Raw genomic sequence first — 13,676 nt, 5'->3', positions numbered from 1 at the left:
ACGATATAAGTATGTATAAGAAGAGTTTTTGTATTGCCACGATTTTGATCCTTGGATTTGCGCTGAGCGGCCGGGCACAATTGAAACTGTGGCAACATGGTATCATAACAGATGAGTTCATTTTTGAAAAGGCGCCTTACCCCGAATGCCATGCCGCTACCATTGCAGAAACCAAACACGGACTTGTAGCCGCTTGGTTTGGAGGGACTAAAGAACGTAATCCCGATGTATGTATTTGGGTAAGCCGCTATGTTAATGGCAAATGGACCGAAGGCATCAATGTAGCCAATGGCATTCAAAATGATTCGCTGCGCTATGCTTGCTGGAACCCCGTACTTTACCAGGTGCCTAATGGCGATCTGCTGTTGTTTTACAAAATCGGTCCTAGTCCGGCTAAATGGAAGGGGTATGTGAGATCATCAAAGGATGAGGGTGTCACCTGGTCGGCACAACAAGCCTTGCCCGATGAAATTCTTGGCCCGGTTAAAAACAAGCCAATTACATTATCTAACGGCGATATTTTATCTCCATCCGGAACAGAAGATGGCGGGGCAAAAGTACATTTTGAATTATCTGCCGATAAAGGAAAAACCTGGCAAAAGACGAATTCTATTGACGACAGCAAAACTTTTAAAGCCTTGCAGCCTACCATATTGTCCTATAAAGACGGAAAACTGGAGGCCTTATGCCGCAGCCAGAACCGGGCGATACTGCAAACCTGGTCATCGGATAATGGAAAAACATGGTCGCCGCTGGAAAAGACGACTCTGCCTAATAACAATTCGGGCATTGATGGCGTGACTTTGAAAGACGGTCGTCAATTGCTGGTTTATAACCATGTATTGCCTCCGGACGGCAAGATAAAAGGGGCACGCACACCATTGAATGTAGCGATTTCAAAAGATGGAAAAACATGGTATGCAGCTGCTATTCTCGAGGATTCACCTATTAGCCAATACTCTTATCCGTCGGTAATACAAACTTCTGATGGCTTGGTGCACATTGTTTATACCTGGCGCAGAAAGCGGATAAAACACGTGGTGATCGACCCTAAGAAGCTGGAGTTAAAGGAAATAAAAGATGGTCAATGGCCTATTGTGCACGGTTACACAGCACCGGTGGCTAATAACGAAGACAATGAGAAACTATAAGGCATACATCCTGGCGGGACTGATGTTATTGTTGCCCATGCTCATTTGGGCCCAGCAGGATACGGATCATCAGTTCAGGAAAACATTGAAAGAAACCCTTGAGGAGATTGAAATAAGGTTTCATGTAAAGATCAAATTTACCGATGACCAGGTGAAAGGTAAGACGGTGACTTATGCCGACTGGCGTTTCAGGAACACAGTGGATGAGACGCTTGAAAATGTGCTTACCCCGCTGGACATGAAGGTAAACAAAACCGGCCCCAACACTTACAAACTCAAGGAATATGAATACAATGTTTGGTCGGAGCAGGACGGATGGGCCAGGCTGGATAGTATAGCTAAGCTTTATCACGATGTACCAAGCTGGGAAAAGAGAAAAGATTCGCTTCGCACCGCCTTATACAAAGCGTTGGATTTATACCCGTTGCCAGCAAAACCGAATAGTAAACCTATTATAACACCTGAAAGGATCTACTACGGATACTCGGTTCAAAACATCGCTATTGAAATTTTGCCCGGGTTGTACATCAACGGATCGCTCTATAAGCCTTTACATATAAAAGGGAAGATACCCGTTATGCTGAGTCCCGACGGACATTGGGCACAGCAACGCTACCGGGCCGATTGCCAGATTCGATGCGCCACACTTGCGCGCATGGGCTGTATAGCTTATAGCTATGACCTTTTTGCCTGGGGCGAATCGCTGTTGCAATTTAAGTCGGAGGATCATCGCACCAGCATTGCACAGGTGGTGCAAACATTGGGTGGAATCCGCATTTTGGATTATGTGCTGAGCCTCAAAGAAACCGATCCTGCACGCGTTGGCATTAGCGGGGGATCGGGTGGCGGAAGTCATACTGTGTTAATGGCCGCGCTGGATTCCCGCATTAAACTGAGTGCACCTGTTGTATCGGTATCGTCTTACTTTTTTGGCGGCTGTCCATGCGAAAGCGGCATGCCTATTTTCTTTTGCGCCGGAGGGACCGACAATGTGGAGCTAGCTGCCATGGCTGCCCCTCATCCCCAATTGCTGATCTCGGATGGCAAAGACTGGACGGCACACATGCCCGAACATGACTTCCCATACTTGGAAAAAATATACGGCTATTATGGTAAAACCAACCTGGTTGAAAATGTACATCTTCCCAATGAGGGTCACGACTACGGCCTCTCAAAACGCAAAGCGCTTTATGCGTTTGTAGCAAAAAACTTCCACCTGGATATGAGCAAGATCGAAGATAAGAGCGGGAAGATCGATGAATCGGAAGTGACAATTGAAAAAGAGCCTATGATGTATGTTTTCGGTGATCACGGTCAATACTTGCCCAAGGATGCCATCATGGGGTACAATAATTTATTAAAAGTCTTTGCGTCAACCCCGCGCGAGAAAAAACCAATTGAAAAATAACTATGAAAAAACTATCTCTTAATTTCTTAACTGCCCTTGCAGGCATAATCATAACAGTCGGATTATCGCCGGAAAAAGTTACCGCTCAATCAAAAGGACACCGTTACAAAGTTGCGGTGGTCGACCTGATGATACTGAAACGCCAAAAACTGGGCGCCTTTAAGCTGGCCAAAGATTTAGGTGCCGATGGAGTAGAGGTGGATATGGGAGGATTAGGTAACCGCGAGACATTTGATAATAAACTGGCTATAGATTCGGTACGGAACCAATTCCTGGCAACAGGCAAGGAAATGAACCTGGATATCTGCTCGTTGGGCATGACCGGTTTTTTTGCCCAGTCTTTTGCACAAAGGCCCACAGCTGTTAAAGCGGTACAGGATTGCATCAATACTGCAAAACAGATGAACCTTAAGGTGGTTTTTTTGCCGCTTGGTGTTCAGGGCGATCTTGTTAAAAATCCCGAATTAAGACCTGCTATTTTAGAGCGATTAAAAGCCGTGGGTAAGATAGCCGAAGAAGCGGGTGTTGTTATAGGACTCGAAACCTCGCTTGATGCGAAAGAGGAATTGAAATTATTGAAAGACATTGGTTCACCGGCTGTCAAAAGCTATTTCAACTTTGCCAATGCCGTAAAGAATGGCAGAGATATCAGCAAAGAGCTGGAGATATTGGGCAAAAACGAGATCGTGCAGATCCATTGTACAGATGAGGACGGCGTATGGTTGCAGAACGATACCAAGATCGACCTTAAAAAAATAAAACACACGCTGGACAAAATGGGCTGGAGCGGATGGCTGGTGATCGAACGCTCGCGCGATGCTAATGACCCGCACAATGTCAAAAAGAACTTTACAGCTAATACCACCTACGTTAAATCAATTTTTCAATAACCTGGTTTGAAGCCTTTTTGTATCGTATCGATTTGTATTTGTTTGCTGGCCGGTTTCGGTCTGCAAGTCAATGCTGCTCAAATATGGGTGGCAACAAATGGTGATGATGCAAATCCGGGTACAAAAGAAGCTCCTAAGCTTACAATTGCAGCCGCGCTGCGCCAGGCGCGGGAACTGCGCAGGCTTAAGGATACTTCTATTGAAAGAGGAGTTTATATCCTGGTCAAAGACGGCGAATATATACTCGATGAACCCCTGTTTGTCCGTCCGGAAGATTCGGGTACGCCGACATCGCCAACAGTGATAGAGAATGCCCCTGGAGCAAGCCCGGTAATCAGCGGTGGGATTTACATTCATAACTGGCGTAAGGTTTTAGATCATATTCCTGGTTTGCCATCCGGTGCACAAGGCAAAGTCTGGGAAGCGTCGGCGCCGCAGATAGACGGAAGCACTTTGCTCTTCAGGCAGCTTTGGGTAAACGGACAAAAAGCTATTCGGGCAAGGGATGTTGATCGCGATGATGACATGAGCCGCATTTTATCAGTGGATAAGCAAAAGCAGGAAATATGGATACCCATTCCTGTAGGCGGTTTGCCAAAAAATCCCGATCAAATGGAAATGGTTATCCACCAGATGTGGGCCATAGCCAATCTTCGGATAAAATCGATAAGGATTAATGGGAATAAAGCCGGGCTTACTTTTTATCAGCCTGAGAGCCGCATTGAGTTTGACCACCCCTGGCCTGCGCCTGTGATCGATAAGGATCATAAAATGAATGGCAATTCGGCATTTTACCTTGTTAATTCGCTGGCATTCCTAGATAAGCCGGGTGAGTGGTACGAAGATGTTAAAGCCGGAAAAGTTTATTATCTGCCCCGCAAAGGTGAGGATATGTACAATGCTAACGTTATTGCGCCATCGCTGGAAAAATTAATGGAAGTAAAGAGCTCCGCCGACAGGCCGGTGAGCTACATTTATTTTAAAGGAATAAAGTTTGAAAATACGACATGGCTCCGCCCATCGCTTAAAGGGCATGTACCATTACAGGCAGGGATGTTCTTGCTCGACGCTTACAAGTTGAAGATTAAAGGCACACCCGAAAAAAGCGGTCTCGAAAACCAGGCCTGGGTAGGCCGTCCACCGGCAGCTGTAGAGGTCAGCTATGCTAACCACATCAATTTTTCTGACTGCACCTTTACTCACCTGGCTTCAACCGCACTTGATTTTATGCGGAGTACCCATGATGATGAAATAAAAGGTAATTTGTTTAAAGACATTGGTGGTACGGGGATACTAATCGGTGTTTTTTCCGACGAGAGTTTTGAGGCCCATCTACCGTATAATCCTTCCGATTTCCGTGAGGTTTGCACTAACGAGCACATTATCGATAACCTTGTTGACGATGTCACCAATGAAGACTGGGGATGTGTAGGTATAGGTGCGGGCTATGTGAAAGGGATCAACATAGAGCATAATGAGGTGTGCGATGTTTCCTATACGGGTATAAGCGTTGGCTGGGGATGGACAAAGGCAGCCAATGCAATGAGTGATAATATCATTCGCGCCAATAAGGTACATCATTATGCAAAACACATGTATGATGTGTCGGGCATTTATACCTTGTCGGCTCAGCCGCGCTCGGTCATCGATAGCAATTATGTTGACAATATCTACAAAGTATCATATGCTCACGACCCGAAGCATTGGTTTTATATCTACACGGACGAAGGCTCATCTTTTTTTACAGTAAAAGACAATTGGTGCCCGGCAGAAAAATTCCTTAAAAATGCCAATGGTCCTGGTAATGTTTGGGAGAATAACGGTCCGCAGGTGGCAGAAAGCATAAAGCAATCCGCTGGTTTACAGCAACCCTATAAACATTTGCTGAACGGTATAATCGTCAACTCCGGCAACGAGGCGATCAACCACTTAGCCCCTTAGAAGCATGCAGACGATTATCAAAACATATCAATTGAGACAAGTATTGCACATTTTGCTTTGTGTATTTGTTATTTCTTTTTTCAACCCCTCGGATATCCGGGCACAAGATCGCACGCCATCAATAATAGAAATTACAGGGCCGATAGGTTCACAACCTGATGCACGCTTATTGATACCGGTATTAAAGGCGTCACATATTCCTTCATCTGCTCTGTATCAATGGAAAAATCACCTGGTTATCTACGCCTTTATGAATGATCCGGTCAGGTTGGAAGGGCGGCTTGCAAAGTTATACCCCAAATACGCTTTAAAAATTTATCAGCACCCTTATTATGATTTTAATCGCAGACGGTATTGTGGCAAAGCCAGTGTTGCTAAAGAGTGGGATAATATCCTGCTAACTGCCAACCTGGTCGACAATCCCCGAATGCAGCAGGAATACCTGCAATATCATGCAACCCAGTTTAAGAAATGGCCTCAAGTGGCCAAAGGCTTTTGCCATGCCAATTTCCAGCAATTGCTTGGGTTTAGGAACGGGCGGCAACTGATGCTGGTCATCAGTATTCCAAAAGGGGAGAGCCTCGACAAATTAAATCCAAAGACGACAGAAAATAACCCTCAAATGGTGCAGTGGAACGCCCTGATGAAAAAATACCAGGTGGGCATACCGGGCACCAGGCCGGGAGAGGCATGGGTGTTTTTGAAGCCGGTGAATAATTTATAATGCCAAACAGATTATGCTAAAATTAGGAGTACTAGGATTAGGAGAAGGTCGCAGCACCATGTCAGCTGCACTGCATAGTCCAAAATATGAATTAAAAATGGTGTGCGACAGAAATGTCGAATTGTGTAAACAACGGGGAGAAGAATTCAATTTTCACAGCTACACCACCAATTACCAGGAAATGCTTGACGACCCTGAAATTGATGTGATTGCCATTTATACGCCCGATCATCTGCACGCCGAACATGTGAAACAGGCGCTTTTGCATCAGAAGCACGTGGTATGCACCAAGCCTTTTATTGATGACTTATCAAAAGCTCAGGAGTTACTCGACTTAGCTGAAAAAACAGGCAAAAAAGTATTTATCGGCCAAAGTTCCCGTTTTTTCGAGCCGGCAAAAAGACAGCGGAAAGATTTTGAACAGGGACTAATTGGTGATCTGATCACCGTTGAAAGCCATTATCATGCCGATCACCGGTGGTTCCTGGAAAAGCCATGGGCGCTGGAAGATGCTTTCAAATGGCTGTATGGCGGGTTAAGTCACCCGGTTGATTTTATACGATGGTATTTACCAGAGATTGAAGAGGTGATGGGTTATGGCATGATCAGCAGCAATGGGAAGAAAGCCGGGCTTAAAAATGCTGATACTATGCATTTCATTTTTAAGGCGACCGATGGCCGGATTGCACGCGTAAGCGGCGCTTATACCGGTTATACCCAGCCAACCCAACGCGACAGCGGTATGAGTGTGATATTAAGATGCACCGAAGGCGCATCACAGGCTGATTATCACGAGTTGCGTTATGCCGTGACCGATAAAACAGGAGAAGAAAAGATCATTTATTGGGGCGACAAAGCATTAAAATATTACTACAGGTTTGAGGGGCAAAGTCACCACGCAGGCGAATACCAAAACTATCTCGAATATTTTGCCGACTGCCTCGCAAGCGGTGAAACTGCTTATCCCGATATAAAAGAAGGTATTGGCACCATTGTGCTGCTACAAGCCATGGACAGGTCATTGCAAAGCGGCGCACCGGTAAAAATAGCTGATGTTATGAAAGAGTATAGACTATCAACCGGATTGTTAAGCGTATGATATTGGCAATGGGACACCTCGGGGCGAATCTAACAGCGCTTGATTATGCCATCGTTTTCATCTATGTCGTAATACTCATTATTATCGGGTACAGGGCCAGTTTTTCCAAAAAAGAAAAGAAGGACGAAACGCTATTCCTGGCAAATAAATCCCTGGGTTGGGCGAGCATCGGGTTTAATATGTGGGGAACCAATGTAGGGCCGTCAATGCTGCTGGCATTTGCCAGTATTGGTTATACCACCGGCATCGTCGCTGTCAATTTCGATTGGTATGCTTTTGTTTTCCTGTTACTGCTGGCGGTTGTTTTCGCTCCGAAATATCTCGCAGCTAAAGTGAGCACCACACCTGAATTTATGGGCAACCGCTATGGCGAATCGACCCGGAATATACTGGCATGGTATGCGCTTATTAAAATACTTATTTCCTGGTTGTCGTTAGGGCTGTTTGCAGGTGGTTTCCTGGTAAGGCAGATATTGGGAATCCCGATGTGGCAGTCGGTTATTGCCCTTGTGTCATTTGCCGGGCTGTTCACTTTTGCAGGCGGATTGAAAGCTATCGCCAAAGTGAATTTTTTCCAGATGATATTGCTGATAGCGGTCTCGCTCATGCTCACCATCATAGGAGTGGTAAAAGCCGGCGGATTATCCGCGGTATACAATAAAGTGCCGCATAATTTCTGGAACCTGATCCATCCGGCAAGCGATAAAAAATACCCATGGTATGCCATACTGCTGGGTTATCCTGTTTCAGCAGTCGCTTTCTTTTGTACTGACCAGGCCATGGTGCAATCAGTACTGGGCGCAAAGAATCTGGAGCAAGGCCAATTAGGCGTAAACTTTATAGGATGGCTGAAGATATTATCATTGCCGTTATTCATCCTTACAGGGATATTGTGTTTTATCCTGTTTCCGGGACTTAAAGATCCCGCCGAGGCATACATGACCATGGTTACCCATCTCTTCCCGCCGGGATTAAACGGGTTGGTGATTGTAGTACTGATTGCGGTTCTTGTTGGCACAATTGGTTCATCCCTCAACTCACTGAGTACCGTGTTCACAATGGATGTGTACTCGAAGAAGATCAACCCTAATGCATCCAATCAGCAAATTATAAAGGTTGGACGGATATCGGTGGTTGCTGGTTGTGTTTTCGCCATCATTGTGGCATTGGCAATTGACAATATTAAAGGACTCAATTTGTTCGATATATTTCAATCGGTTTTAGGCTTTATTGCGCCACCGCTAGCAGTAGTTTTTCTGTTAACTGTATTTTGGCCAAGAACTACCCGGACTGCAGTCAACCTGGTTTTATCTGCCGGATCGGCTTTCTCACTTGGAGTCGGCGTTTTGTATCTGTGGGTATTCACGCCTGATAAATATCATTTCTGGCCGCATTACCTGATGCTGTCGTTTTACATTTTTATTTTCCTGCTGTTAGCAGCCGTCATCATTTCCCTCGCTGACCGCAACCCGATCATCTACCTGCGCGACAAAATGGTTAAAGCCAATGTGTCGCCAACAACCAGGCGGGTAAAAATCACATGGGCGGCGCTTGTTATAGTCATGATCTGCCTTTATATCATATTTAACGGACACTGATCTTATGAAAAAAAATAATGTCGTTGAGCTTAAGAGGATTGTATTAATTACAGGATTTCTGTACCTGATGCTGTTTTGCGAGAACGTCAAAGCACAACAAGCCTCCTGGATTTGGTACCCGGGAGACTATTCAGTTTGGCTAAGCAATAAAATGCAGACAAGGCGTACCGAACGCGGAACATTTCTGCCGCCTTTCTGGAAATTGTATAGTCCTTATCCGTTAATGGAGTTTCATAAAGATTTCGTACTTCCTAATGCAGAGGATGCCCGCTTGTATGTTGAAGGGCAATACAATGTTAGCCTTGATGGAAAAACGGTTAGTGGTTATCCTAAGATCATTCATATCCCCGCAGGAAAACATCGAATCAATCTTAAAGTTTACAATCAGACTGGAGTACCGGCAATCTACCTGAAAAGCGCTCACCTGGTTTCTGATACCTCATGGCTGGTGACTTTTGAAGACAAAGAATGGATCGACGCTACGGGTAAAACGTCCGATGTGTCGGCCACTAAATATATGCACGCGGATAGCTGGAATTTTACCGATCCGACTATGCTTCCATCAACCTATCATTTGCCTGTTCAACCCGAAAAAGCAGTTAAAATAGAGCGGAAACCACACTCTCTATTTGTTGATTTTGGTAAGGAAACCTTTGGCTATTTGAAATTGAATGGCATAAAAGTCAAAGGCTCAGTTCATGTCTATTATGGAGAGTCGCCCTATGAAGCAGCGGATACAGGCAGGTGTGAACTTGCAGATAAAGTTATTATAGATCAGAACAGTGGCGATTATACTTTTAAAGGTTCAAGGGCATTTCGCTATGTGACTGTTTATTATAGCGATAACATCGGCATAAATGATGTTTCCATGCTGTATGAGTATTCGCCGGTTAAGCAATTGGGTAGTTTTACTTGTTCCGATCCGGAGATTAATAAGATATGGGATGTAGCTGCTTACACATTGCACCTGAACACCCGCGAATTCTTTATTGACGGTATAAAGCGCGACCGCTGGGTTTGGTCGGGCGATGCTTATCAAAGCTACCTCATGAACTATTACTTATTCTTTGATTCGCCCGAGGTAACCCACACATTGCAGGCGTTAAGGGGGAAAGATCCGATCACAAGTCACATCAATACGATACTCGATTATACATTTTATTGGTTTTTGGGCATCAATGACTATTACCTGTACACAGGCGATAAAGCATTTGTCGAACAAAATTACCAGGGGATGAAAACCATGATGGATTTCTGCCTGGCAAGGCGCGATAATGACGGACTTGTACAAGGTCTGCCCGGTGATTGGGTTTTTATTGACTGGGCCGATGGTTTAAGTAAGCAGGGTGAAGTAAGTTTCGAGCAGGTTTTATTTTGCCGCAGTCTAGAAACAGTTGCCGAGTGCGCGAAGATCGCAGGCGACAATGCCGGAGCTACTAAGTATGCCGGTCTTGCTGCCGATATAAAAGAAAAGATATTTAAATATTACTGGAATGACCAGAAGCATGCTCTGGTACACAGCCGCATTGATGGAAAACCAACGGATAATGTGACGCGCTATGCCAACATGTTCGCCTTATTTTTTAATTATTTCAATCAGGCTCAAAAGCAGGACGCAAAAAAATATGTATTGCTCAATAACAACGTGCCGGATATCAATACGCCCTACATGCGCTTTTATGAACTGGAAGCATTGTGCGCTATGGGCGAGCAGGATTATGTATTGAAAGAGATAAAGGATTACTGGGGCGGCATGCTCAAACTGGGGGCAACCACCTTTTGGGAGGAGTATAATCCCACCAAAAAGGGAGCTGACAACTACTCCATGTACGGTCGCCCTTATGGCAAAAGCCTGTGCCACGCATGGGGTGCCAGTCCGATCTATCTTTTGGGCAAATACTATTTAGGCGTGAAACCGCTATCGCCGGGATATCATGACTATATCGTTGAGCCCAACCTTGGTTCACTACGATGGATGCAGGGTGCTGTGCCCACCCCCCATGGTAAGATCAATGTTTATTGCAGTACAAAGCAGATAAAGGTGAGCAGCGATGAGGGGCAAGGTGTATTGCGGTTCAAAAGCAAAACTGTTCCTGAGTGTAAGTTAGGACAAATCACCAGCAAAGGAGATGGCGTTTACGAGCTGCAATTGGAAAAAGGAAAGGATTACATCATTAATTACAACGCCATCTGATGAAGGGTTTAAGTTATTATTTGCTATTGGGATTGTCTGTTGTATGTCCATTGCTGGTTCATGCACAGTTGGTTGATGAAACGCCTGCTCCGCTGCCTCATTTGCCATCGGTTTATAAGTTCGATCCATGGGAAGATCCTGCTATAGATGGCATTAACCGGCTTCCTGCGCATGCAACTGCATATTCGTTCAGCAATCTGCAGGATGCTTTGACCGGCGACCGCGAAAAATCCGGCCGTATGATGTCGTTAAATGGCTCATGGGATTTTCTTTATTCCCCGACTCCGGCGGACACACCCAAAAGATTTTACCTGAACCGGGTGCAGGGTTGGAAGAAGATCACTGTTCCATCCAATATGGAAATGCAGGGATATGGCAAGCCCATCTATAAAAGCGCGGTTTATCCCTTTAGACCGGTCGACCCGCCGCATATGCCCGTTACCGATAACAGCGTAGGTAACTATCAGTGCACATTCACCATTCCTCAAAACTGGAAGAATATGAACATTGTGCTGCATTTTGGCGGCGTCAGTTCGGGGTTTAAGGTTTGGCTTAATGGCAAGTTTTTGGGGTATGGAGAAGACAGTTTTTTGCCCTCTGAATTCAATATAACACCATATCTGCAACCCGGAGAAAATGTGTTATCGGTGCAGGTAGTCCGCTGGACATCCGGTTATTTCCTGGAAGACCAGGACCAATGGCGTTTGAGCGGTATCCATCGCGAGGTAATGCTGCTGGCTGAACCTCCGCTGCATATTGCCGATTTCTTTTATCAAACCAAACTGGACAAAGATTATAAAGACGCCACATTTGAGTTGAGGCCGAGGCTGGAAAACTTAACCGGCAGGCGGGCAAATGGTTGTAAACTGGAAGCGCAATTGTTCGACAAAAATGGTAAGCCTGTTTTTGAAAAGCCGCTGGAAAAAGATGTGGAAAGCATCTTGAATGAAGTTTACCCGCGACTCGGCAATGTTAAATTTGGATTGATGGAGGCAAGGGTTAAAAACCCTGCTAAGTGGAGCACTGAAGAACCTAATTTGTATACGCTCGCACTTTCATTAATAGATTCTGCCGGGCATACACTTGAGGTAAAAAACTGTAAAGTTGGCTTTAGAAGTATCGAATTTTCCAAAACCAATAGTAAGTTATTGATCAATGGGAAAATAACTTACCTGTATGGTGTAAACCGGCCTGATCATGATCCAATAAAGGGCAAGGCATTATCAAGAGAAGATATTTTAAAGGATATACAAACTATTAAGCGGTTTAATTTCAACTGTATACGCACCAGTCATTACCCGATGGATCCTTATCTGTATGATCTGTGCGACCAATATGGCATTATGGTAATTGACGAGGCCAACCTGGAAACACACGGCCTCGGTTCAAAATTGAGTAATGACCCGGCGTGGACCGGCGATTATATGGACAGGATGACGAGGATGGTGATGCGCGACAAAAATCATCCGAGTATTATCATCTGGAGCCTGGGTAATGAAGCAGGTCATGGGCCCAACCATGCAGCAATGGCAGGCTGGACGCACGAATTTGATATAACCCGGCCGGTGCATTACGAACCGGCACAGGACTCGCCGCAGGGAGAGGGCTATATTCCGCCTGATGATCCGCGCTATCCCAAAAAGAACGATCACTCGCACCGGTTACAAAATCCGATCGATGAGCCTTATGTGGATATCGTAAGCCGTATGTATCCCGGTTTGTATACAGCCGGGTTGCTTGCCACCCAGCAGAATGGTGATCATCGTCCGATATTTTTTTGTGAGTATTCGCATTCGATGGGAAATTCAACCGGCAACCTCAAGGAGTTTTGGGATATATGGCGTAATACCAAACGGGTGATAGGCGGCTGTATTTGGGAATTTAAGGATCAGGGCCTGCTGAAGAAAGATGCCAAAGGCGTTCCATTCTATGCCTATGGCGGTGATTTCGGAGAAAAGTATTATGATGATTTTACTATTAAAGGACTGGTGAGCGCTGATGGGAGGCCTAAGCCTGAGATATATGAATGCAAGCATGTTTTTCAGCCAGCTGTTTGTACGTTGGTCGATACTGTGAAAAAAATAATTAGTATAAAAAATTGGAATTCAGTTAGATCACTTGGTTATTATACAGTAAAACTTGAAATACTGGAAGACGGAAAGATCATCTCAGAAAAAACACTGCCATCTATTAATGTGCCGGCTTTCAGGGATACATTGTTTTCGTTGGCGCCTTATTTGCCGGTAATGAAAGTCGGGCATGAATACCTGGCCAATATTCATTTTTGTCTTCCTGAAAATGAACCCTGGGCAGCCAAAGGGTATGAGATAGCAAGCGATCAGTTTTCATTCGGTCATATTCCGGGTGTTAAAAATGAAGCTAAAAATTCTGCATCGGTTACCCTGACTGAAATTCCGATCGCATACGTCATGAGTGGGAAAAACTTTAAAATCGCCATAAGCAAAATCAATGGCGCTTTAAATTCCTATATCATCAACAATCAGCAACAAATATTTGCACCGCTGCTGCCGCATTTTACCCGGCCACTAACAGACAACGATCGTCGTGGTTGGAAGGCAAATAAAGTGCTTAAGCCCTGGTATAAGGATACGGTGAAATTCAAAACCATCACCGCGAAAGCATTGAACAAAGCCCTGGTCAAAGTAACAAG

General features: G+C 45.0%; 9 protein-coding genes. All 9 read left to right on the top strand.

From position 1 onward, the window contains the following. Positions 1-11 precede the first annotated feature (11 nt). Positions 12-1,151, top strand: coding sequence for a sialidase family protein (locus VIM89_RS19275; protein WP_488157817.1), 1,140 nt, complete (start codon positions 12-14; stop codon positions 1,149-1,151). After that, on the top strand, positions 1,138-2,559 hold the full coding sequence (locus VIM89_RS19270) for a DUF4974 domain-containing protein (RefSeq protein ID WP_488157816.1): 1,422 nt from the start codon (positions 1,138-1,140) through the stop codon (positions 2,557-2,559). The genes VIM89_RS19275 and VIM89_RS19270 overlap by 14 nt, the downstream gene beginning before the upstream one ends. A 2-nt stretch (positions 2,560-2,561) precedes the next feature. Next, on the top strand, positions 2,562-3,449 hold the full coding sequence (locus VIM89_RS19265) for a sugar phosphate isomerase/epimerase family protein (RefSeq protein WP_488157815.1): 888 nt from the start codon (positions 2,562-2,564) through the stop codon (positions 3,447-3,449). 6 nt (positions 3,450-3,455) lie between these two features. Then, a complete protein-coding gene (locus tag VIM89_RS19260; RefSeq protein ID WP_488157814.1) occupies positions 3,456-5,390 on the top strand; it encodes a right-handed parallel beta-helix repeat-containing protein in 1,935 nt (644 codons plus the stop codon). A gap of 4 nt (positions 5,391-5,394) precedes the next feature. Continuing rightward, complete coding sequence (locus VIM89_RS19255) at positions 5,395-6,114, top strand: L-rhamnose mutarotase (RefSeq protein ID WP_488157813.1); 720 nt, start codon at positions 5,395-5,397, stop codon at positions 6,112-6,114. Positions 6,115-6,127: 13 nt separating this feature from the next. Further along, a complete protein-coding gene (locus tag VIM89_RS19250) occupies positions 6,128-7,213 on the top strand; it encodes a Gfo/Idh/MocA family protein (RefSeq protein WP_488157812.1) in 1,086 nt (361 codons plus the stop codon). Beyond that, positions 7,210-8,811 (top strand): sodium:solute symporter family transporter, encoded by a 1,602-nt coding sequence (locus VIM89_RS19245; protein ID WP_488157811.1) that lies wholly within the window; start codon positions 7,210-7,212, stop codon positions 8,809-8,811. The genes VIM89_RS19250 and VIM89_RS19245 overlap by 4 nt, the downstream gene beginning before the upstream one ends. A 4-nt stretch (positions 8,812-8,815) precedes the next feature. Continuing rightward, positions 8,816-11,005, top strand: a complete 2,190-nt coding sequence (locus VIM89_RS19240; RefSeq protein ID WP_488157810.1) for an alpha-L-rhamnosidase-related protein — start codon at positions 8,816-8,818, stop codon at positions 11,003-11,005. Beyond that, a partial coding sequence (locus VIM89_RS19235) for a glycoside hydrolase family 2 TIM barrel-domain containing protein (RefSeq protein WP_488157809.1) occupies positions 11,005-13,676 on the top strand: 2,672 nt, incomplete at its 3' end. The genes VIM89_RS19240 and VIM89_RS19235, both read left to right, overlap by 1 nt.

Source organism: Mucilaginibacter sp. (genome assembly GCF_036568825.1).
Classification (GTDB): Bacteria; Bacteroidota; Bacteroidia; order Sphingobacteriales; family Sphingobacteriaceae; genus Mucilaginibacter.
Note: the sequence above shows the minus strand (reverse complement) of the source record. Positions and strands in the feature narration are given on the sequence as shown.

What these genes read in the sequence shown, in the direction of transcription:
- VIM89_RS19270 (WP_488157816.1), top strand. Translation starts at nt 1,138, where the DNA reads ATGAGAAACTATAAGGCATACATCCTGGCGGGACTGATGTTATTGTTG.
- VIM89_RS19240 (WP_488157810.1), top strand. Translation starts at nt 8,816, where the DNA reads ATGAAAAAAAATAATGTCGTTGAGCTTAAGAGGATTGTATTAATTACA.
- VIM89_RS19245 (WP_488157811.1), top strand. Translation starts at nt 7,210, where the DNA reads ATGATATTGGCAATGGGACACCTCGGGGCGAATCTAACAGCGCTTGAT.
- VIM89_RS19255 (WP_488157813.1), top strand. Translation starts at nt 5,395, where the DNA reads ATGCAGACGATTATCAAAACATATCAATTGAGACAAGTATTGCACATT.
- VIM89_RS19250 (WP_488157812.1), top strand. Translation starts at nt 6,128, where the DNA reads ATGCTAAAATTAGGAGTACTAGGATTAGGAGAAGGTCGCAGCACCATG.
- VIM89_RS19265 (WP_488157815.1), top strand. Translation starts at nt 2,562, where the DNA reads ATGAAAAAACTATCTCTTAATTTCTTAACTGCCCTTGCAGGCATAATC.
- VIM89_RS19275 (WP_488157817.1), top strand. Translation starts at nt 12, where the DNA reads ATGTATAAGAAGAGTTTTTGTATTGCCACGATTTTGATCCTTGGATTT.